The sequence below is a fragment of the Bacillus hominis genome (genome assembly GCF_030348325.1).
Classification (GTDB): Bacteria; Bacillota; Bacilli; order Bacillales; family Bacillaceae_G; genus Bacillus_A; species Bacillus_A hominis.
Window position 1 is genome coordinate 4,062,241 of sequence record NZ_JAUCFS010000005.1, and the last position, 21,624, is coordinate 4,083,864.

20 protein-coding genes, 2 tRNA genes and 1 pseudogene are annotated in these 21,624 nt (G+C 36.6%); 3 read left to right on the forward strand and 20 right to left on the reverse strand.

Translation table 11 applies throughout. The annotated features are described in order from the left end of the window. Both QUF93_RS23705 and hemA read right to left on the reverse strand, forming a co-directional pair. Positions 1 to 834, reverse strand: coding sequence for a cytochrome c biogenesis protein (locus QUF93_RS23705; protein ID WP_002122803.1), 834 nt, complete (start codon positions 832 to 834; stop codon positions 1 to 3). Between the two features lie 17 nt (positions 835 to 851). Continuing rightward, positions 852 to 2,183 (reverse strand): glutamyl-tRNA reductase, encoded by a 1,332-nt coding sequence (hemA, locus tag QUF93_RS23710; RefSeq protein WP_002112063.1) that lies wholly within the window; start codon positions 2,181 to 2,183, stop codon positions 852 to 854. A 409-nt stretch (positions 2,184 to 2,592) separates the two neighbouring features. Here hemA and QUF93_RS23715 point away from each other — a divergent pair, with 409 nt between their 5' ends. After that, positions 2,593 to 3,045: a MarR family winged helix-turn-helix transcriptional regulator gene (locus tag QUF93_RS23715; RefSeq protein ID WP_289360355.1), complete on the forward strand. Its 453-nt coding sequence runs from the start codon at positions 2,593 to 2,595 to the stop codon at positions 3,043 to 3,045. 2 nt (positions 3,046 to 3,047) lie between these two features. Further along, on the forward strand, positions 3,048 to 3,464 hold the full coding sequence (locus QUF93_RS23720; protein ID WP_152126951.1) for an organic hydroperoxide resistance protein: 417 nt from the start codon (positions 3,048 to 3,050) through the stop codon (positions 3,462 to 3,464). Between the two features lie 31 nt (positions 3,465 to 3,495). Here the strand turns inward: QUF93_RS23720 and ysxC are convergent, their stop codons facing one another. The 8 genes and pseudogenes from ysxC to QUF93_RS23760 all read right to left on the reverse strand — a co-directional run bounded on the left by ysxC (position 3,496) and on the right by QUF93_RS23760 (position 13,637). Then, positions 3,496 to 4,092 (reverse strand): ribosome biogenesis GTP-binding protein YsxC, encoded by a 597-nt coding sequence (gene ysxC / locus QUF93_RS23725; protein ID WP_000869121.1) that lies wholly within the window; start codon positions 4,090 to 4,092, stop codon positions 3,496 to 3,498. Next, positions 4,089 to 6,419 (reverse strand): endopeptidase La, encoded by a 2,331-nt coding sequence (gene lon / locus QUF93_RS23730; RefSeq protein WP_289360359.1) that lies wholly within the window; start codon positions 6,417 to 6,419, stop codon positions 4,089 to 4,091. Before lon ends, ysxC begins: the two co-directional genes overlap by 4 nt. Before the next feature lie 185 nt (positions 6,420 to 6,604). Next, positions 6,605 to 8,275, reverse strand: coding sequence for an ATP-dependent protease LonB (lonB, locus tag QUF93_RS23735; protein WP_289360360.1), 1,671 nt, complete (start codon positions 8,273 to 8,275; stop codon positions 6,605 to 6,607). A 106-nt stretch (positions 8,276 to 8,381) separates the two neighbouring features. Next, positions 8,382 to 9,641 (reverse strand): ATP-dependent protease ATP-binding subunit ClpX, encoded by a 1,260-nt coding sequence (gene clpX, locus QUF93_RS23740; RefSeq protein WP_000472285.1) that lies wholly within the window; start codon positions 9,639 to 9,641, stop codon positions 8,382 to 8,384. 263 nt (positions 9,642 to 9,904) lie between these two features. Next, a complete protein-coding gene (gene tig, locus QUF93_RS23745) occupies positions 9,905 to 11,182 on the reverse strand; it encodes a trigger factor (RefSeq protein ID WP_289360361.1) in 1,278 nt (425 codons plus the stop codon). Positions 11,183 to 11,491: 309 nt separating this feature from the next. Beyond that, complete coding sequence (locus QUF93_RS23750) at positions 11,492 to 12,490, reverse strand: hypothetical protein (RefSeq protein WP_289360363.1); 999 nt, start codon at positions 12,488 to 12,490, stop codon at positions 11,492 to 11,494. A gap of 197 nt (positions 12,491 to 12,687) precedes the next feature. Beyond that, entirely contained in the window at positions 12,688 to 12,936 is a 249-nt protein-coding gene (locus tag QUF93_RS23755; protein ID WP_289360364.1) for a hypothetical protein, read from the reverse strand. Positions 12,937 to 13,224: 288 nt separating this feature from the next. Further along, positions 13,225 to 13,637 (reverse strand): annotated as a pseudogene (locus QUF93_RS23760) (group I intron-associated PD-(D/E)XK endonuclease). 156 nt (positions 13,638 to 13,793) lie between these two features. Here QUF93_RS23760 and QUF93_RS23765 point away from each other — a divergent pair. Next, complete coding sequence (locus QUF93_RS23765) at positions 13,794 to 14,408, forward strand: PH domain-containing protein (RefSeq protein WP_289360368.1); 615 nt, start codon at positions 13,794 to 13,796, stop codon at positions 14,406 to 14,408. 50 nt (positions 14,409 to 14,458) lie between these two features. Here QUF93_RS23765 and QUF93_RS23770 read toward each other — a convergent pair. The 10 genes from QUF93_RS23770 to QUF93_RS23815 form a co-directional block, all read right to left on the reverse strand. Then, positions 14,459 to 14,532, reverse strand: a tRNA-Arg gene (locus QUF93_RS23770). 1 nt (position 14,533) lies between these two features. After that, positions 14,534 to 14,607, reverse strand: a tRNA-Gly gene (locus QUF93_RS23775). 108 nt (positions 14,608 to 14,715) lie between these two features. Continuing rightward, positions 14,716 to 15,219 (reverse strand): metallophosphoesterase, encoded by a 504-nt coding sequence (locus QUF93_RS23780; protein WP_002067355.1) that lies wholly within the window; start codon positions 15,217 to 15,219, stop codon positions 14,716 to 14,718. Between the two features lie 13 nt (positions 15,220 to 15,232). After that, positions 15,233 to 15,841: an XTP/dITP diphosphatase gene (locus tag QUF93_RS23785; RefSeq protein WP_289360372.1), complete on the reverse strand. Its 609-nt coding sequence runs from the start codon at positions 15,839 to 15,841 to the stop codon at positions 15,233 to 15,235. 11 nt (positions 15,842 to 15,852) lie between these two features. After that, positions 15,853 to 16,590, reverse strand: a complete 738-nt coding sequence (gene rph / locus QUF93_RS23790; RefSeq protein WP_088060105.1) for a ribonuclease PH — start codon at positions 16,588 to 16,590, stop codon at positions 15,853 to 15,855. 131 nt (positions 16,591 to 16,721) lie between these two features. Beyond that, a complete protein-coding gene (locus tag QUF93_RS23795; RefSeq protein WP_289360376.1) occupies positions 16,722 to 17,771 on the reverse strand; it encodes a GerMN domain-containing protein in 1,050 nt (349 codons plus the stop codon). A gap of 130 nt (positions 17,772 to 17,901) precedes the next feature. Further along, positions 17,902 to 18,714 (reverse strand): glutamate racemase, encoded by an 813-nt coding sequence (racE, locus tag QUF93_RS23800; RefSeq protein WP_002122827.1) that lies wholly within the window; start codon positions 18,712 to 18,714, stop codon positions 17,902 to 17,904. Positions 18,715 to 19,145: 431 nt separating this feature from the next. Next, positions 19,146 to 19,817 (reverse strand): type 1 glutamine amidotransferase domain-containing protein, encoded by a 672-nt coding sequence (locus tag QUF93_RS23805; protein ID WP_289360377.1) that lies wholly within the window; start codon positions 19,815 to 19,817, stop codon positions 19,146 to 19,148. A gap of 107 nt (positions 19,818 to 19,924) precedes the next feature. Then, positions 19,925 to 20,149, reverse strand: coding sequence for a spore germination transcription factor GerE (gene gerE, locus QUF93_RS23810; RefSeq protein ID WP_000659484.1), 225 nt, complete (start codon positions 20,147 to 20,149; stop codon positions 19,925 to 19,927). Positions 20,150 to 20,314: 165 nt separating this feature from the next. Further along, entirely contained in the window at positions 20,315 to 21,610 is a 1,296-nt protein-coding gene (locus QUF93_RS23815) for a purine/pyrimidine permease (RefSeq protein ID WP_289361010.1), read from the reverse strand. Between the last annotated feature and the right edge of the window lie 14 nt (positions 21,611 to 21,624).

A 21,624-nucleotide genomic window follows, 5' to 3' on the forward strand; every position in this document is an offset into this window, starting at 1 on the left:
TTATAAATACCAAAAGTGGAAATTGGATAAACTGCTTAATAGAAAAATGTTAACTAGCATTACAAGAAATGCCCCGATATTCCACAGTACAATTTTCTTCCCTTGCAACACATCTGCCGCTCGTAAATACAAGCCCGCACAATATACAAATAGAACGACAAAAGAACCGATTACTTTCGTATCGTACCAATGGAAATTATCCAATTTTGTATATCCCCATATGCATCCTAATATAATTGCTAATAAAAAAAACGGAACAGAAAATAAATTTAATCCGTAAGACATAGATTCAAGCTTCGGCAAATTCCCTAACCTTCTTAATCTCGCATTCCATTTTTTCTTTTTTAATAACCGATATTGCAATAAATACATAATAGAAAAAATAAACGATACAGTAAACGTTGCATAAGAAATAATCGCCATACCGACATGCACGTATACAAGTTCTGAAACTAATTGCTCTGCAAGTACTGGCGACATCTTTCCGAGCGGTGTAAAAATAGAAAAAGCGCTTACGCCAAATGCTACAACATTTGTAAAAAAGACTAAAAAGTCAATGCGCATAAATCGATTAATGACTAATGACATCGTAATCAATAACCAAACATAAAAATAAATCCCTGACAATAAAGTTAAAATAGGATTTGTTTCTGAATCTGTAGCTCTAAGCAACATAAAGATAGACTGCAATACCCATACAATCGCAAGTAACCAAAAAGCAAATCGGTTCGCCTTTCGGTTACTTTGAAAATAATCTATAAAATATAAACTAATGCTACAAGCATATAAAATAATTGCAATATGATAAATAATACTGTTATTTAAAAAACTCATCCGATCATCCTTCCAAGTTATAAAGATGGAACGGATGGTGTCCACGCTCTTTTATGTTCTACTTCTTCCGTATTTCCCGCTTCTTCCACTTCTAAATCAAAAATCTTCGCAAATAAAGCTAACTTTTCACCGGCTCCCTCTTCAGCAGCTAATTCTTTAGCTACTAAAATTGGGTCTTTTAACAATTGGTTAATAATACTTTTCGTATGTTTACTAATTACTTTTTTCTCACGATCACTAAGGTTTGGTATTTTTCGCTCAAGGCTTTCCATCGTATCACTTTGAATTGCTAGCGCTTTATCACGAAGAGCCGATATCAACGGTACAACACCAAGCGTACTTAACCACGTTTTAAATAAAACCATTTCCTCTTCAATCATAAATTGAATTTTCTCTGCTTCTTTTAAACGTTCAGCACGGTTTGCTTCAACTACACCTTGCAAATCGTCGATATCATATAAGAAAGAGCCTTCTAATTCATCAATCGCAGGATCAATATCACGCGGTACTGCAATATCAACCATAAATAACGGACGACCAGAGCGCATTCTCTCCACTTTCGTCATCATCTCTTTCGTAATGACATATTCTGATGCACCCGTTGAACTAATTAAAATATCCGCTTCTAATAATGCACATTGCAATTCACTTAAAGGCTTTGCATGTCCCATATATTTCTCAGCCATCACTTCCGCTTTTGTAAGCGTCCTATTCATAACTGTTACTTTACGAGCTCCACTTCCGTATAAGTTTTGCAGTGCAAGTTCACCCATCTTACCGGCACCAAGAATAAGTACATGACAATCTGTTAAATCGCCAAATATTTTCTTTCCAAGCTCAACAGCAGCATAACTAACAGACATCGCACTTTCACCAATCGTTGTTTCTGAGTGCGCACGTTTTGCTAACGTAACCACTTGCTTAAACAACTCATTAAAAATTGTACCTGTCGCTTTTACTTGTTGTGCTTCTAAAAAGCTATCTTTTATTTGACCTAAAATTTGCGTCTCTCCAACAACCATAGAATCTAAACCGCACGTTACGCGGAATAAATGATCTATTGCGCCATCTTGTTCAAAAATAGACAAGTATGGTGCGACTTCTTCTATTTCAAGCTGAAACCAATCAGCTAAAAACTTCTTAATGTAATACCGTCCCGTGTGTAATTGATCGACAACAGCGTAAATTTCAGTGCGATTACAAGTTGATACAATGACATTTTCTAGCACGCTCTTTTGATTTTGTAATGTGGTCATTGCTTGCTCTAGCTCTGCTGCCTGAAATGTGAGTTTCTCACGAAATTCTACAGGGGCTGTTCGATAATTTACACTAACAACAAGAATATGCACGCAGCATGTCCCCCTTCACCCGTTTTATCACTTTATCTACTATCATAATACAACTTTCCTCTTATGAATCTGACAATCGTGTGAACAACTGATTATTTTTTATTTATTCTCCATATGTAATAAAGGAGCTTCAGTAAGATTAAGAAAGAATTCTCTACTTTATAATGATTATAAAATAATAACTCTATTTGTACGTTACCAAAAAAAGTCCTCATAATCAAGTGATGGAAACTATTCCATATTCATTATAACATCATCTTTTCTATCTTCTTTCATTATGAAGGAAAATATGTAGGATTGTTCCAAAATATAGTTTCTCAATACAATGCATTTGACATTGTATTTCTTTTTCGTTATATTGATTTTACAAAATTAAATTGTGCACAACTTAATTAGAAGGGAGTTATTTATGACAGAGGATTCTTTGCATCTAGATAACCAACTTTGTTTTTCTATTTACGCTTGTTCTAGAGAGGTTACTCGCTTTTATCGACCGCATTTAGAAGAAATGGGCATTACGTATCCCCAATACATTACGTTACTCGTACTATGGGAGCAAGATGGACTAACAGTGAAAGAAATTGGAGAACGTCTATTTTTAGACTCTGGTACGTTAACACCTATGTTAAAACGCATGGAATCATTAAACCTTGTACAACGTATTCGTTCAAAAGAAGACGAGCGAAAAGTTTGTATTGAATTAACGGAACAAGGTAAAGATTTAAAAGAAAAAGCTTGTTCATTACCAAAAACAATGGCTACCAACTTAGGAATTACAGAGCAAGAATATCGTTCTTTACTAATCCAATTAAATAAACTAATTGAAACAATGAAAACAATTAATGATCGAAAAGGGGAATAAAAATGGATAAATTATATACTGCTTCAGTAACAGCAACAGGTGGAAGAAATGGGAAAGTAGTTTCAGATGACGGCATATTAAATCTTGATGTAAAAATGCCGAAAGCACTAGGTGGTGCAGGTGGAGAGGCAACAAATCCTGAACAACTATTTGCCGCTGGTTATGCAGCTTGTTTTGATAGCGCATTGCAACTTGTCATTCGTACAAAACGTGCGAAAGTGGAAAGTACAGAAGTAACTGCTCACGTTTCTATCGGAAAAGATACAGATGGTGGTTTCGGACTATCTGCTGTACTTGACGTACATGTTGCTGGTGTTTCACATAGCGAAGCACAAGAACTTGTAGAAGCCGCTCACGGTGTATGTCCTTACTCTAAAGCAACAAGAGGAAATATTGAAGTTACATTAAACGTACGTTAGTATATATAAAGAAAAAAACGCGCGACATTCGTCACGCGTTTTTTGTTTTTGTCATTTTATGAATTGCCTTCCACGCTTCTTCTTTTCCAAGTCCTGTTTCAGAAGAGAATAGAACGATTTCATCGCCAATTTCAACAGCAAGCGTTTCTTTTACAACTTTTAAATGCTTTTGCCATTTCCCTTTCGGAATTTTATCGGCTTTCGTTGCAATAATAATTGTTGGGATTTCATAATGCTTTAAGAAATCATACATCATCACGTCATCTTTTGTTGGTTGGTGACGTAAATCAACTACTAATACAGCTGCGTCTAATTGCTCACGTGTTGTAAAGTATGTTTCAATCATTTTGCCCCATGCCGCGCGCTCCGTTTTAGATACTTTTGCATATCCATAACCTGGAACATCAACAAAATGCATCATTTCATTGATTAAGAAAAAGTTCAGCGTTTGCGTTTTTCCTGGTTTAGAAGAAATACGTACTAACTTTTTACGATTTAAAATTTTATTAATAAAGGAAGACTTCCCGACATTAGAACGACCTGCCAAAGCAATTTCTGGTAAATCACTGTCTGGATATTGTTCCGGTTTAACGGCACTAATTACAATATCTGCTTTTGTTACTTTCATTGTTTCACTCCTACTAATGCGTGCTCCAATACTTCGTCTAAATGAGATGCAAGCACAAACGTAAGGTTTTCTTTTACGCTCTCTGGAATATCATCTAAATCTTTCTCATTTTCCGCCGGTAAAATAATTTTTGTTAAGCCTGCGCGGTGAGCACTTAATGTTTTTTCTTTCAAACCACCAATTGGTAATACACGACCACGAAGTGTAATTTCACCTGTCATACCAACTTCTTTACTTACAGGAATACCTGTTAGTGCAGAAATAAGTGCCGTTGCCATCGTAATACCTGCTGACGGTCCATCTTTTGGAACTGCTCCTTCTGGAACATGAATATGAATATCGTTTTTCTCATGGAAATCCGGATCAATATGAAGTTCTTCTGCACGAGAACGAATATAGCTAAACGCGGCTTGTGCGGATTCTTTCATAACATCCCCAAGTTTCCCTGTTAAAATTAATTTCCCTTTTCCTGGCGCTACAGACACTTCAATTGCAAGTGTATCGCCGCCCGCTGCTGTGTAAGCTAAACCTGTTGCCATACCAACTTGGTCTGTTTTTTCAGCTTGACCATAACGGAATATATGCTTACCAAGTAAATCAACAATATTTTTCTCTGTTACAACAATGCGCTTGCGTTCTGCTGTAACGATAATTTTTGCTGCTTTACGACAAACTTTTGCAATTTGACGCTCTAACGTACGAACACCAGCCTCGCGTGTATAATAACGAATAATTTCAAGAAGCGCTTCATCACGCACTTGCAAATTACCTTTTCGCAAACCGTGCTCTTTTAATTGTTTCGGCAATAAATGCTCACGAGCAATGTGCACCTTTTCAAGTTCTGTATAACCAGCAATCGAAATGATTTCCATACGGTCAAGCAATGGGCCTGGAACACTTGCAAGTGTATTAGCAGTTGCAACGAACATAACTTTCGATAAATCATATGGCTCTTCAATGTAATGATCACTGAAGTTATGATTTTGTTCTGGATCTAACACTTCAAGTAACGCCGCTGATGGGTCTCCCCTGAAATCGTTAGACATTTTATCAATCTCATCTAATAAGAAGACTGGATTAACTGTTTTCGCCTTTTTCATACCTTGAATAATACGTCCTGGCATCGCTCCTACATATGTACGACGGTGACCACGAATTTCAGATTCATCACGCACACCACCAAGAGAAACACGTACAAAATTACGATTTAACGATGTTGCAATAGAACGTGCTAACGAAGTTTTCCCAACCCCAGGAGGTCCTACTAGACAAAGAATTGGTCCTTTTAATGAATTCGTTAACTTCTGTACAGCTAAATACTCAAGTACTCGCTCTTTCACTTTTTCAAGACCGTAATGATCTTTATTTAAAATTTCTTCGGAATGAGCGAGGTCAATCATATCCTCTGTTGCTGTTGTCCATGGAAGAGCTAATAACCAATCAATATAATTACGAATGACACCACTCTCAGCAGAACTTACAGGTAACTTTTCATAACGATCTAATTCTTTCAGTGCAGCCTTCATTGTTTCTTCAGGCATTCCCGACTGTTCAATTTTCTCACGAAGTTCTTCAACTTCCCCGCCCTTGCCTTCTTTATCACCAAGTTCAGTTTGAATCGCCTTCATTTGCTCACGTAAAAAATATTCTTTTTGCGTGCGCTCCATTGAACGTTTCACTTTTTGTCCAATTTTCTTTTCTAGGCTAAGTAACTCTTGTTCATCTTGAATAATTGAAATAAGTGTATGTAGTCGTTCTTTCACAGATACAATCTCTAAAATCTCTTGTTTCTGCTTCGTTTTAATCGGTAAGTGAGAAGCAATTAAATCAGCTAGTCTTCCGGGTTCTTCTATATCAGCTACCGTTGCAAATGTTTCATTTGAAACTTTTTTCGAAACTTTAATATATTGTTCGAAATGCTCCAGTAACGTACGCATAAGAGCCTTCTCTTCTAAATCATCTTCTACTTCTTCAGTTACTGTTCTAATAGAAACTTGTACCACATTTTCTTCTTCGATAAACTCTACTACTTCTGCTCTATGTAAACCTTCTACAAGGACACGAAGCGTACCGTTCGGCAATTTTAACATTTGCTTCACTTTCGCCACTGTACCTACACTATATATGTCATCTTCTTTCGGATCGTCGATATTCATTTCTTTTTGCATCGCTAAAAAGATGATATTTTCATCCATTGCCGCCTGCTCTAGTGCTTGTATCGATTTATCACGTCCTACATCAAGATGCAGAACCATCGTTGGATATACGAGAATGCCTCTTAATGGTAGGAGGGGCACAATTCTTTCATTCGTATTCATACTAGACATAGCACCTCCATAATAAATTAAACTCCTGTTCAACTATTTTATATTACAATACATCTAGATGCAATTGCAGAGATTCTTCGCAATTGTAAATCCCCTGTTTTTTTGTGCCTCACGAAAAGAAAAAAGACCCCGCTTAAGCATACAAACTTAAACGAAGTCTGGCAAATTTTTATTATTATATATTCTCACATTGATTGTGCATCTGTTTCATCCAAAGAAGTATGCACATCAAGCTCACGATGCATATTTTCCTGCATAAATGTTAATTCAAATACTTCTTTTAATTTGCGAACAGGAATGATTTCAATTCCCTTTATTGTATACAAAAATGGTTGCATGTTTTCAGCCGGAATGATGACTTTCTTAGCTCCCGCTTTTTTCGCAGCTTTTATTTTTGCGTACACACCACCAATAGGCTTCACCTCTCCGTGGATACTTATCTCACCTGTCATCGCTACTTCATTATTCACATACGTACGATGCACTGCTGAATAGACACCTGTTGCCATAGCAATACCTGCTGAAGGACCATCAATCGGGATACCACCAGGAAAATTAATATGTATATCATACCCTTCTGGCAACACATCTAGAGAACGAAGTACTGTTAACACATTATCAACAGAACCTTTCGCCATACTTTTTCGACGAATCGATTTCGTTTGGCTACCAATACTTTCCTCTTCTACAATTCCAGTGACATTTACTGACCCTTTATCTTTCGCAGGAATAGCTGTTACCTCAATTTCTAATAACGCACCTGTATTCGGTCCATATACAGCAAGCCCGTTCACAAGACCGATTCTTGGAATTGGATAAATACGTTTTTCGTACTTTGGTGTAAGCTGACTAGAATGAACAACCCACTCAATATCTTCATCTTTAATGAAAGATCGTTCTTCATTTATCGCCATACCAGCAGAAATTTGCACGAGATTAATTGCTTCTCGTCCATTTCTTGCATACATTCCAATCATTTCGATACCGTTCTCACCTACTTGCATTTCCACTTTATCAGCTGCATTTTTCGCTACTTTTTGAATTTCTTCTGTATCTAACTCACGGAAGAACACTTCTAAACAACGCGACCGAATTGCAGGAGGAATTTCCTCTGGCGAACGCGTCGTTGCACCAACTAAGCGAAAATCTGCAGGTAAACCTTTTTGAAAAATATCATGTATATACGTTGGAATCATCGAATTTTCTTCACTATAGTACGCACTTTCCAAAAATACTTTCCGATCTTCTAACACCTTTAGCATTTTATTCATTTGAATTGGATGTAATTCACCAATCTCATCGATGAACAAAATACCACCATGCGCATCTGTTACAGCCCCTTTTTTCGGCTGTGGGATACCAGCTTGCCCCATTGCACCTGCTCCTTGATAAATCGGATCATGCACTGAACCAATTAATGGATCCGCAATACCACGCTCATCAAACCTAGCTGTCGTTGCATCAAGTTCGATAAATGTTGCATTTGTACGAAATGGGGATTTCGGATTTCGTTTCGCTTCTTCTAATACAAGGCGTGCTGCCGCTGTCTTTCCGACACCTGGCGGACCGTATATGATCACATGTTGCGGATTAGGACCACAAAGAGCCGCTTTTAACGACTTAATCCCGTCTTCTTGCCCCACAATGTCTACAAAGGATGTAGGACGTACCTTTTCCGCAAGTGGCTCTGTTAAAGAAACCTCACGCATTTTACGAAGCTGCTCTAATTCTTTTTTCGATTCTCGATCAATTGAAACTTTTTGTGTTCGCTGATTTCGAAGTAAGTGCCAAAAATACAATCCGACAATTACGCCAAAAACAAGTTGAACAAGTAAAAATATATTTGTCCAGCTCATAATTCATTTCCTCCCGCTATGTTTTACCTTTTAGTATTTCCTGGGAGGAATAGTGCTAAACATAAAGAAAAACAGCAATTATAAAAATTGCTGTTTCTTCTTCGCATTATGCAGATGTTTTTGTATCAAGTACAGTACCGTCTTGTAACACCAATTTCGGCGGTTCATTATCAGCTACTGTTTCTTTCGTAAGAATACACTTCTCGATATCTTTGCGAGATGGAAGTTCGAACATTACATCAAGCATCAAGCCTTCAATAATAGAACGAAGTCCACGAGCACCTGTTTTACGTTCAATTGCTTTTTTCGCAATCTCAACTAGTGCACCTTCTTCAAACTCTAACTCAACATCGTCAAGCTCCAATAGTTTTTGGAATTGCTTAACAAGTGCATTTTTCGGTTTAGTTAAAATATCTACAAGAGCATCTTCATCAAGCGGCTCTAGGTTCGCAATAACTGGAAGACGACCGATAAACTCCGGAATTAAACCGAATCTTAAAAGATCCTCTGGTAAAACGTGAGATAAAACATGCTTCTCATTTACATCAGCATTTTTCTTCTCAGCACCAAATCCAATTACTTTCTCACCAAGGCGACGTTTAATAATAGGCTCGATGCCATCAAACGCTCCACCACAAATGAATAGGATGTTCGTTGTATCAATTTGAATAAACTCTTGATGCGGGTGCTTACGACCACCTTGAGGTGGAACGCTTGCTACAGTACCTTCTAAAATTTTCAGAAGTGCCTGCTGTACGCCTTCACCAGATACATCACGTGTAATTGATGGATTTTCGGACTTACGTGCCACTTTATCAATCTCATCAATATAAATGATTCCTTTTTCCGCTTTCTCTACATCATAATCAGCTGCTTGGATTAATTTTAGTAAGATGTTTTCTACATCTTCCCCTACATATCCAGCTTCTGTTAAAGATGTTGCGTCAGCGATCGCAAATGGAACATTTAAAATACGCGCTAATGTTTGTGCCAATAATGTTTTACCACTACCAGTTGGCCCAATAAGTGAAATATTACTCTTCGCTAATTCTACATCATCAATTTTGCTGTTAGAATTAATGCGTTTGTAATGGTTATATACCGCTACCGCTAGTGCTTTTTTCGCGTTATCTTGTCCGATGACATACTCATCTAAGATTTCACGAATTTCTACCGGTTTCGGTACATCTTTGAATTCTACTTCTTCGTCCTTCGCAAGCTCCTCTTGTACAATTTCAGTACAAAGCTCGATACACTCGTCACAAATGTAAACACCTGGACCTGCAACTAGCTTTCGAACTTGCGTTTGTGTTTTACCACAGAAAGAACATTTTAATTGACCTTTTTCATCATTAAATTTAAACATATTTTCACACCCCTTACAAAGTGCTAATCTCTTGCCTTCGTATGTACACGATAAATGTATCGTATGTAAATACATATTATGTCACTACGTGGCGAGAAATACAAATAATATGACTAGTTATGTACAAATAAAAAATTTTAAAACTTTTGAAATATGTATATTCGACTTACAAAGGAACTTTTCCTTCTTCATCGAGAAGTTTTATAAATATATTTCTATATTTATAAAACAAGGCACGATTAAAATCGCGCCTTGTTATTTTATTATGCAGCGTTGTCTACTAAGAAGTCTACAGCTTTACGCACTTTAAGATCTTCAGCTAAAGCGTCTACGCTTCCAAGAGCTTGCTTGATAGCGTCTACTGGCATACCGTACATTTCAGCCATTTTTTCAACTTCTGCAGTTACTTCTTCTTCAGTAACTTCGATGTTTTCAGCTTCAATGATAGCTTCAAGAACAAGATTGATTCTTACACGTTTTTGTGCATCCTCTTTCATTTGCTCTTTTAATTTGTCAGCATCTGTACCTGTGAATTGGTAGTAAAGCTCAAGGTTCATACCTTGTTGGCTTAAACGTTGCTCGAATTCACGAACCATACGATCTAACTCAGTGTCGATCATAGCTTCTGGAATGTCGATTTCAGCGTTAGCAGCAGCTAATTCTACTACTTCGTCACGTACTTTGTGCTCAGCTTCGTGCTTTTTGCCTTCTTCTAAGTTTGTACGAAGTTTTGTTTTTAATTCATCAAGAGTTGTAACTTCTTCGTCAGCTTCTTTAGCGAACTCGTCGTTTAACTCAGGAAGTTCTTTTGTTTTGATTTCGTGAATTGTTACTTTGAATGTTGCTGGTTTACCAGCTAATTCAGCAGCATGGTACTCTTCTGGGAATGATACTTCAACTTCTTTAGAATCACCAGCTTTAAGACCAATTACTTGCTCTTCGAAACCTGGGATGAAAGTACCAGAACCGATTGCAAGAGAATAGTTTTCGCCTTTTCCGCCTTCAAATGCTTCGCCATCAACGAAACCTTCGAAGTCGATTACAGCTGTATCACCATCTGCAACAGTTCCTTCTTCTTTAACAACTAGTTCAGCTTGACGCTCTTGTAAAGCTTTTACTTCGTTCTCTACATCCTCGTCAGTTACAGTTGTTTCAACTTTTTCTACTGCTAAACCTTTGTAATCACCTAATTTAACTTCAGGTTTTACAGTAACTTTTGCAGTGAAAATTAAGTTTTGGCCTTTTTCGAATTTCTCGATGTCAATCTCAGGATGAGCAACTGGGAAGATACCAGCTTCATCGATTGCTTCACCGTATGCTTTTGGTAAGATGATATCTAAAGCATCTTGGTATAAAGATTCAATACCAAAGCGTTGTTCGAATAATGGACGAGGCATTTTTCCTTTACGGAAACCTGGTACATTAATTGTTTTTACTACTTTTTTGAATGCAGCGTCGATAGAGTTATTTACTTCTTTAGCATCAACTTCGATTGTTAAAACGCCAACGTTACCTTCTAATTTTTCCCATTTTGTAGACATTTATTCTTTCCCTCCAACTATAATAATGTATGCACATACCTCTATAGATTAAGATTTTTATTATCTCTTTTTTGAAATAACAAATGTACAAATAATCCTCTAGCAAAAGCTTTCAGATACAATGTTCCAATCTACTAATTGTCTAAAAGACAACTACGGTATATTTTGTTCGAGAATAATATGAAACATATTAAGTAAGAGAATTATACTCCTCTTCTCTTACAAACAGGCAGATTTCTGCCTTTTGCAACCCTTACATTATAACATAGAATGTGCTCGTTTCAATAACTGAACGATTCTTTTTCATAATTATACGGGCAAATACCCTTCTCTTTCAATACGCAATAACCATTGATAGGCAATATGAAATTCCTCAAATTCAATATTGTATGCTGTCATAAGTTCTTCTTCATCAATAGCCAATCCGAAACGCTTTCTTCCAATTCTCTCTAAGACGGCAGCCCAAATTTCTACTTTATCCATTAATAGAGGGAATGGGAAAATGCTATTTTGTAATTCTTTCCAGTATGTAACCATTGCACTAAATATATCTGGATAATTTTGCTCTAATCGGCTTGATAATATATGTATAATGTTATCGGATTGCTCCTCATTATGACCTGTAAATGCTGGAATCACCTTTATCGTATTTCCAAACTTCTCTACTTCTATCTCTTCTTCTATTTGATTTTCTACCATTTTATACAAAATAGAAGTTTTTAAATAAGGGTGCTGATCTTCGTCTATTAAAAATTTCTTTAAAGTAGGAAGTGCAAGATCCAGTTCTTTTAACGAAAGTTGCTGAATTGCCCTTAACTTTTGCCCGAAGTTTTCACCAAAAATCTCATTAGTAAACTCGTCCAAATCAAAATTAGAATCCGCTAATGATGCATCTTCCTCATTTAGCATTCCTTCTGCAAATAAAGCGAGCTGCGCTAATTTTTCTTTTTGTTCCGGCATTATGTCTTTCGTTTGCAAAACTTTTTCAACAGTTTCAATAACACCTTCATAATCATTTGTTTGAACCAAAATAGTCACATATGTTTCAAGAATATCACCAAATAGTACAGCTCCTGTTTCAAGTAACTGTTCACATTTGTCTTTCGCTTCTTCCATACGTTTTAATTCTAACAAACAAATAACTGAAGCTAATTCCGTTTGTTCCGTTTCTGCATTATACTGACGTAATATTTCAAAGCAGCGCAATGCATCTTCGAATTCCCGCTCTTTCAACGCTAAAAAACCTTTATCAATATAGCGTTCTGATAGTTGCGGAAACAATACGACCGTATTTTCTTTTTTATCCATACGTCCGCCTCTTTTTCTAGATTTTAATGATCTTCAAAGTAAATATATCAAATGCGTAATGAGAACACAACATTCCAAAATTATTTATTTGAAATATAGGAATATTCTATTTTTATAACGAAAAAGCAACAAATTTTTAAATGAAATTCATTTTTCACAAACAAAAACCCTCAGCAACAGACGCAGAGGATTCATCATTAATGGAAAGCATTTATAACTGTGGGGTATATAACAAGGGTAATAATTTGGAGAACAATAATTGCCATAACAATCATGCTAAAATAGAAGATTGGTTTACTTCGCTTCATTAAAAACATAATGATAAGCATCGTACAAGCAAACAAACTTAAGAAGAACAAACTCGTTGTCGAACTAAGTATACCACTCGGGACAAAAAACAATAACACTACACTACAAGTACCTATAATTCCAAATAACCATTCCATTCATTCACTCATTCCCTTTCCCTCTCATGGCAGTTTTTTCTACGCTACTAAATGTTTTACAACATCAATTACATATGTTAACTTTTCATACGCCACAAACCCAAAAGCTACTGTTAAACCCGTTACAATTAATCCTTTCATCATCTCTTCCTCCTCATGTATCGTTGTTATCTTCATTATAGAGGATTCGTAATTTGTTACCATCGAACTTCCTTACAGTTACCTTACAGAATTGTAAGATTTCAAAACAAATAAAAAAACGCCTCATGTAAGTAACTAGAGGCGAATTCACGGAATTTCTCTATAATCATTTGCAAAATTAACCTTTTTCTCTTGATGATTTTTTGAGGAATCCACTCTCAAACTAATGGATTTATTAAATGATTTAGGATCGAAATAATAACACAAATCAGTTTGTGGACAATATATGCAATACACATCTATTTCTTCTTCATTCACTTCTTTTGTAGCGACTCCGCTTGCCGTAGAATAACTAGAACGGAATCTAACTTCTAGTATCCCTCTTGCATTCAATTCTCTATATTTAACTTGTACCCTTTTAAAAACACTACCTTTGTACACTGCAAGATCAAACGGAGAATGCTCTGTTTGTGGTGTTAAAACCATATATCCTTTTCATACAAATCAACTTGAGCCTTTAAAACAGCTAAATCTCCTTTTGTTTTTGTATGGTGGTACACTTTTTCTCAGCACCTTTTTACATATTTTCAAAATAATATTCGTTAATTTTTTTAACTTACCTTCAAATATTTTCTCATTAAAAGAAAACACTTTGTTAAAATCGTGTTAATATATTTTTGTACTATTAAGAATTTAATTTACAAGGGGGATTATATATGTTTAAAAAAATGGCTGCTGATGTTTTAGGATTAAGTGATGTAGGTTCTGTCATTACGCCGCAGGATTATGATAAGGTTGATGCTGATGATTACGTGATGCATGAAGACGGGGAGAAAATATATTTTCTAATTAAATCAAAAACAGATGAATACTGTTTCACAAACAAAGGACTAATCCACTTAGACGGTACAAGTGCGACAAGCAAAAAGCGTACACTTCGCCGCTATAGCTATAGTAAATATCAAATTAAAAACGTAGCACTTGAAACTGCAGGCACAATTGATTTAGATGTAGAAATTAAATTTCATATGGGAGATGAACATTACTCAATTGATGTTCATAAAAAACATATTGAAGAATTAAAAGATTTATATAAGGCTTTACTTAAAATAGAAGAAATCTCATACGACAACGATATTACATTGCAGTATGCACACAAAAGTCTAGATATGGCATCTAACGCTTTCAGCCGTATTTCAAACGCCCAAGTAAATTTAGCAGAGCAATTTAAAGAGATGAATGAGATTGCCTTTAACTGGCTCGTTGATACGAAAAAGCAATATAACGTAAAAGATTACGGTTTTGTCTTTGAAAAGTTTATTAATAACTAATTTAAACAAACAAAAAACCTTGTTATCAAAAGATAACAAGGTTTTCTTAGCGTCCCAGGAGAGATTCGAACTCCCGACCGTACGCTTAGAAGGCGTATGCTCTATCCGGCTGAGCTACTGGGACATGGAGCGGGTGAAGAGAATCGAACTCTCGACCAGAGCTTGGAAGGCTCTTGTTTTACCACTAAACTACACCCGCATATGTTATTTCATTTTTCTTCGTTAGCGCCGTTGCCCTATCGACAATATTTATTATATTCATAACCACTTATAAAGTCAACACTTTTTTAAAAGAGGATAATTTTTATTATCCTCTTTTAAAAGTTGCTTGTTCCACCAGCTGTCCGTCTAATGTTTCAAAACGAACTTCTATATGATTTTCATCCATTTCTAATAAAGCGAATGTCTTTTCTACACGAGAGCGCGGGAGCAAAATACTTCCTGGATTAATAAATAAAATCCCATCAAGTAATTCTGCCCCTAATACATGAGAATGTCCAAAGCATGCTACTTGCGCTCCTACTTCTTCTGCATGATATGCTAATGTTTGTAATGTCATTTTCACATTATGACGATGACCGTGTACAACTAAGAAACGAATTCCATCTACATCAGTTACAATTTCATCTTGAAAGTTAGCATAATCACAATTCCCTTTTACAACATGGAAACCTTGCAGCTCTTCGTGAGCAGGTGTTAGCTCTGAATCACCACAATGAATCATGACATCTACTTTCCCTTCGTACTTCTCTTTTAACTGCTGTAATTCCTTCACAGAGCTATGACTATCGCTTACGATTAAAGCTTTCATCAATCTCTCTCCCTTATTCTCCTAAAAACCATTCCGGGATTTTTTCTTCTAACTTACGAAGAGCACGCCCGCGGTGACTAATGGCATTTTTCTCATCAGAACTTAGTTCCGCCATCGCTTTTTTATATTCTTCCACATAAAAGATTGGATCATATCCAAAACCGTTTTCCCCGCGGCGCTGTTCTAAAATATATCCTTCACACGTTCCATTCACAATTACCGGTTCTTTATCTGCTTCTGGGAATGCAACTGCTAATGCACAGTAAAAACGAGCTTTACGTTTTTCAAAGTCGACGTCAGTTAACTCTTGCAAAACTTTATCGATATTCGCTTGGTCATCTTTCGGTTCTCCAGCAAAACGAGCTGAATGCACACCTGGTTTTCCGTTCAAAGCATCCACAATCAGACCTGAATCATCTGCAATTACGATAGAATCCAACTGCTTACTCAGACTATCTGCTTTTAAAATTGCATTTTCTTCAAATGTTTCACCAGTTTCTTCGACTTCTTCAATATGAGGAAAATCGTGTAAAGATTTCACTTCTAAGTCAAATCTCTCAAATAACTCAGCAAACTCACGTACTTTCCCAAGATTTTTCGTCGCTACAACAACTTGCTTCATATTTTCCACCTCTACTCTATATGAGATACGATGTCACCTAACGCTTCTTTTTGCTTTTCAACAAGTTGGAAAATCCCTTGTTCAGCAGCATCAAGTAGTTCATTTAATTCAGCTCTGCTAAACGTCGCTTCTTCTCCAGTTCCTTGTACTTCAACAAACTGACCTTTTCCAGTCATAATAACGTTCATATCAACGTCTGCTTTAGAATCTTCAGCATAATTTAAATCTAAAACGACACCTTGTTCTTCAACAATGCCTACTGACGTTGCCGCTAAATAATCTTTCACCGGAATTTTAGATACTTTGTCTGCTTGCAATAATTTTTCAAAAGCTAATACCATTGCTACATAAGCACCTGTAATAGAAGCTGTTCTCGTTCCTCCATCCGCTTGAATTACATCACAGTCAATCCAAACCGTTCTTTCGCCAAGCGCTTCTAAATCAACAACCGCACGTAATGCTCGTCCAATTAAACGCTGGATTTCCATTGTGCGCCCTGTTACTTTCCCTTTACTTGACTCCCTGATTGTACGTTGCTCTGTCGCACGTGGAATCATTGCGTATTCTGCTGTTACCCAACCTTTTCCTTCTCCACGCATAAACGGCGGTACACGCTCTTCAATTGTCGCTGAACAAATTACCTTTGTATCCCCAACTTCAATTAGTACCGATCCCTCTGGATGTTTTAAATAATTTGTATGAATATGTATATGGCGTAGCTCTGCTTGTCCTCTACCATCTACTCGCATAAAAATAACCCCCTCATAACTACTACTCATTAGTATAGCCAAATTTAAATGTATGATATGTATACAATAGAAGAAGGGGAACTCAAAAAGCAATTCCCCTTTCTTACATAAGTATATCAAATTATTCGCGATTAAAAACTACCTGTATTTACGTTTTGTGGCCGATCAACAGGTTTTATTAGCTTTTCACCCTTCTCATCCATAAGATTCGCTTTCCCATTCACTTCAATAGAAACATTTTTCACACCTTGTTTTTCCGTTAAAGATAAGACCAACGACTTCAATACATAATTTGAAATCATATTTTTATCTGGGTTTACAAATATATTTTCATTAAAGTTTAATGTAAGATTTCCGTCCTGCACTTTCGGATTCGTAATAAGCTTAACTCCCGGATTAAAATCATTTAGTAACGAACCGTGAATCGGACCTTTTACAAGTTCATCCACAATTGCTGCATAATCATTTTCTTTCCCTTCTGCAACACGTCTTGTTACCGGTACGTAATATTGCTGCTTATTATTATTTTGCGCCATAAAGTAAAGTGTAACTGGTTTTGTATGCGTTACATCTGCTACTTGTTCATCATCAAAGTTAATTCCATTCGCACGACTTACACCTTCACCAAGCGGTGTACCCGCAACAGGCATCTTCGCTAGCTTTTCACCATTTATTTGGAACTGCACTTGTTTTATTTCTGTAAATTGAGTCAAAGTCCACGCTACTGATTCAACAATTTGACGCTCTTCTTCTTTTGAATAATTTTTCATTTCTTTAGAGAAATCAATTACTGCTGTCCCACCTTTTTTCAAATCCAAGGTCATCGTCGTATTCGCTGGAAGGACTGCTCGAAATCCATTTGGCAGTAAATTTGTTACTGGTCCATCTTTCACAAGATACTCTAACGTTTGCTTTACAACTTCATTCGCTTTCGGAGTAGGCATTGCAATAGTTTGCGGTACGACATATCCATTTTTATCAACGAGGTATAACTCTCTATTTACTGTTTGCCCTTGTTTATCTTTTTTAGCTGTTTCTTTCTTTTCACCTTCTGTATACGTAACTTTTTTTGGCGGATCAATTTGTTCTGTCGCTTTCTCTTGATTTAATAAGCCACACCCTGATAATAAAATCGCACTCACAGTAGCACCAACAACCCATTTAAAAGTGGATTTAGGCATGCCATTCCCCCCTAAAATCTAAGTTTGTACTATTATGTATACGAGCTGTTTCATATTTTAGAACAAGCTATAGCCACTTACACAGAAAAAACCCCTGATTTCTCAGGAGTTCTCTTATATGAATCTACTATTATTCTGTTTCTAAATTAATATGCTTCACATTTTCAATCGGCTGACCGAACCACTTTGATGCAATTTCTTTAAACAGACCTATTTTACCAGTCGTTAAGAAGAGGTGATCACTTTGTTCCTCTCCCTCATTCAACATTTTACTATGGTATAAAATTGTACTTACTTCACGCGCTGTTTCATCACCCGAACTAATTAATTGCACCTTATCTCCCATTACCTTTTTAATAACGGGACCTAAAATCGGATAATGTGTACACCCTAAAATAAGTGTATCAATGTCAGTACTTTTCAACGGTTGCAACGTTTCTCTTACAACTTCATACGCCATTTCACTTTCGAAATTCCCGCTCTCTACAAGCTCAACGAAAGGCGGGCACGCTAAACTTTCTACCATAACACGGTTATTAATAGACTTTAGCGCCTCTTCATAGGCACCACTTTTTACTGTTCCAATCGTTCCAATAATCCCAACATGATACGTATTTGTCACTTTTAAAGCTGTACGTGATCCTGGATGAATAACTCCAACTACTGGAATTGGTAATTGTTTCTGCATTTCTTCTAATACAACCGCAGTTGCTGTATTACACGCAATAACTAACATTTTGATATTTAAATCTAATAAATGCTCCGTCATTTCCCACGTAAATTGACGCACTTCTTCACGAGAACGCGGACCATAAGGGCAACGTGCTGTATCCCCTAAATATATAATACGTTCTTTCGGCAACTGACGAATTAATTCCTTCGCTACTGTTAAACCGCCCACTCCTGAATCAATAACACCGATCGCTCTATTCAACTTAATCACCCGTTTTCTCATTCATCATCTTATTTTATCCCGCGTTAACGGGCAGTAAAACTCCCACCTCAAAATTCGGCTGCAGCAAAGAAGTTAAGCGGGAGATCCACTGCCCGTAAACGCCCGATTGGTGAAGGCTAATAATCAGTAGAGGATGAACAAAACCCCCACTGATTAAAGTTTCACTTTATGTTTATCAGTATATTTTACACACTTTAAGTTCGCTAACTTAAAATGCCCCTGTATAAAATTTTTCATTTGTACCTGTATAGATCAGGACCTTTTTTATTTTGCTCCTTTTTTTCATAATTTGCAAGACAGAAAAATAACCGACCTTCTATATGAAAGTCGGTTTCTTCTATGATAAAGTAAATATTCATCGCGCCATCTTTTTCTGAACAGAAGACATTCCTACTAATAAGAAGAGAAACGTGCAGAAATTAAAAAGACGGTAATTTATTTACAGCTCTTTTTATAACCTTACCTATTTCCACACTTGACTGCGGATTTTGTCCTGTAATCAAACGCCCATCTACTACGACATGCGGCGTGAAATTAGGAGCTACATAAAACAAAGCTCCTTCTTCTTTCAATTTACTTTCTAGCAAAAACGGAACTCGATTTTCTAAATGTACAGCTTTTTCTTCATCATTTGTATAACCCGTTATACGCTTACCCGCAATAAAAAACGAGCCATCCTTATTTTTCACACCGACTAAAGAACTTACTCCGTGACAAACAGCCGCTACAATCCGGTTATTGTTATACATATTTACAATCAAATTTGCTACATATGGATTCCCCGGAAAATCTACAATCGCCCCGTGCCCACCACCAAATAAAACCGCATCATAATCCGAAAAATGAACAGTTGAGATCGACTTCGTATTTTGCAATAAGGAAGCGACATGCTTAAATTCACGAGGTATGCCATTCGGAATAGACACTCTATCAATAGGTACTCTACCGCCCTTTATCGACACAATATCAACATCGAACTTAGCTTTTTTAAATAAATTATAAGGAGCCGCGAGCTCTTCAAGCCACAAACCAGTCGGGTGTCCATTCATATCATGAGCGCTTGTTGAAACTAATAATACTCTTTTCAACATATCCCCTCCCTACTACCTATGTATGTATGAAACATCCTTATCATTCATATAGAACATGAAACAAACAGAAAAACAGCCGACCTTTTGTATAAAAGTCGGCTTTCTTTTTATAGTTCGAGCTCTCCCATACGAAGAAGCTCAACAACTGCTTGTGAACGTCCTTTAACCCCTAGCTTTTGCATTGCGTTTGAGATGTGATTGCGTACTGTTTTTTCACTTATAAAAAGTTCACCTGCAATTTCCTTCGTCGTTTTATCTTGAACGAGTAATTCAAACACTTCTCTTTCTCTCTTTGTGAGTAACGGTTTAGATTGATACGCTTTTTCCTTCAACTGGTATAACCCTCCTTGCTTAAGCCAGAGCTGTATATGTGTAAGTTGGGTGTTTATTTAGTCAAGATATTGTATGAACGAAATGTGCAGGTGGTGAATGAAAATGGGCTTTATTTCTTATGTTATTTTAGACTTTTATACAGTGCGTGCACTCATTTTATCCACTTACTTTCCAATGCGCCATATTTGTTCTAGCAATATACTTACAACTGTACCTACGAACAAACCATTGCCGAATATATATTGCATAACAGACGGCAAGGATTGGAGTGCTTCAGACGGTAAAAACATAACACCGCTGCCAAATAATACTGCAACTCCTAAAATTGTTACATTCCTTTCATTAAGCTCCACTTGTTTTATATTGTTTAACCCAATACCAATTAGCTGTACGAATGAAGCCATCAAGACTGCAGATGCAACAGCGGATGGTAACGACGCTAAGTAACGAATAATACTTGGAAAAAGCGACATAACGACTAGTAGTACACATGCAAATAAGAACGATCGCATATACTTTTGTTTCGTTAAACGTATGAATCCTGCCGTTGCTGGTAACGGCACGACACCTACTGTTGAAAATAAAGAGGAAATCATATGTGAAATTCCTCCAACCCACGTACCGTTTCTCAGCTGTCTTTGTTCAATAGCTGCTTTATGAATCGTAGCTTGATTGATTGCTATAATAGCTGCCACTGTATTTGAAACTAAAATACATACCATAACAAAACTCGATACAGCCATACCTGTATTCCACTTTGGAATCCCCCAAGCAAATATATGCGGAAATTGCACAAAATGAGTTACTTGAGATGGAATCGTCACTTTTCCTGCAATGAGAAAAATAAGCCATCCGCTAATTATCCCTATTAAAACCGCATAACTTTTGACAAAGCCTTTTCCGAAATTGGAAAGTACGATTACAAACAAAAATATGCCAAACGCAATCAACGTTGTAAATCCATCAATTTGAGAAACAGTAGCTGTAATTCCTAGCATTCCTTTTAAAAACACACCACTTAATTGCAAACATAATAACAGTAAGAACGTCCCTGTAACGAGCGGCGTAAATAAAAATAAAATACGTTCTATAAAACCAGTTAGCCCTAATCCTATTAAGATAACTCCGGCAACCATCATCCCTAGTTCTAAAATTTGCAACGTACTATGTAGTTGATCTTGCCCTACAGTTGCATAAGCAAGTACAGTAAATACACCAACCCAAGATCCAGCTGGCCCATCAGCAATCGGTAGTCTATGCCCAATCCATCCTTGTAGAAAAGAAGATATACCAACTACAAAAAATGTACGCTGCATTAAATAAAATACTTCTTCCGTCGTAAGATGAAATAATCCGCCAACGACAATTGGTAGTGCGATTGAGTTCGCTAATAAAAAAATAAACCATTGCAAAGTTCCCATAATATGATTTTGATTATGTTGATTGTCCAAACTTTTCATCCCTTCCATACATT

Coding starts and splice junctions, on each gene's coding strand:
- QUF93_RS23705 (WP_002122803.1), bottom strand. CDS start 834: ATGAGTTTTTTAAATAACAGTATTATTTATCATATTGCAATTATTTTA.
- QUF93_RS23715 (WP_289360355.1), top strand. CDS start 2,593: ATGACAGAGGATTCTTTGCATCTAGATAACCAACTTTGTTTTTCTATT.
- QUF93_RS23720 (WP_152126951.1), top strand. CDS start 3,048: ATGGATAAATTATATACTGCTTCAGTAACAGCAACAGGTGGAAGAAAT.
- ysxC (WP_000869121.1), bottom strand. CDS start 4,092: ATGAAAGTAACAAAAGCAGATATTGTAATTAGTGCCGTTAAACCGGAA.
- lon (WP_289360359.1), bottom strand. CDS start 6,419: ATGTCTAGTATGAATACGAATGAAAGAATTGTGCCCCTCCTACCATTA.
- lonB (WP_289360360.1), bottom strand. CDS start 8,275: ATGAGCTGGACAAATATATTTTTACTTGTTCAACTTGTTTTTGGCGTA.
- clpX (WP_000472285.1), bottom strand. CDS start 9,641: ATGTTTAAATTTAATGATGAAAAAGGTCAATTAAAATGTTCTTTCTGT.
- tig (WP_289360361.1), bottom strand. CDS start 11,182: ATGTCTACAAAATGGGAAAAATTAGAAGGTAACGTTGGCGTTTTAACA.
- QUF93_RS23750 (WP_289360363.1), bottom strand. CDS start 12,490: ATGGATAAAAAAGAAAATACGGTCGTATTGTTTCCGCAACTATCAGAA.
- QUF93_RS23755 (WP_289360364.1), bottom strand. CDS start 12,936: ATGGAATGGTTATTTGGAATTATAGGTACTTGTAGTGTAGTGTTATTG.
- QUF93_RS23765 (WP_289360368.1), top strand. CDS start 13,794: ATGTTTAAAAAAATGGCTGCTGATGTTTTAGGATTAAGTGATGTAGGT.
- QUF93_RS23780 (WP_002067355.1), bottom strand. CDS start 15,219: ATGAAAGCTTTAATCGTAAGCGATAGTCATAGCTCTGTGAAGGAATTA.
- QUF93_RS23785 (WP_289360372.1), bottom strand. CDS start 15,841: ATGAAGCAAGTTGTTGTAGCGACGAAAAATCTTGGGAAAGTACGTGAG.
- rph (WP_088060105.1), bottom strand. CDS start 16,590: ATGCGAGTAGATGGTAGAGGACAAGCAGAGCTACGCCATATACATATT.
- QUF93_RS23795 (WP_289360376.1), bottom strand. CDS start 17,771: ATGCCTAAATCCACTTTTAAATGGGTTGTTGGTGCTACTGTGAGTGCG.
- QUF93_RS23805 (WP_289360377.1), bottom strand. CDS start 19,817: ATGTTGAAAAGAGTATTATTAGTTTCAACAAGCGCTCATGATATGAAT.
- QUF93_RS23815 (WP_289361010.1), bottom strand. CDS start 21,610: ATGAAAAGTTTGGACAATCAACATAATCAAAATCATATTATGGGAACT.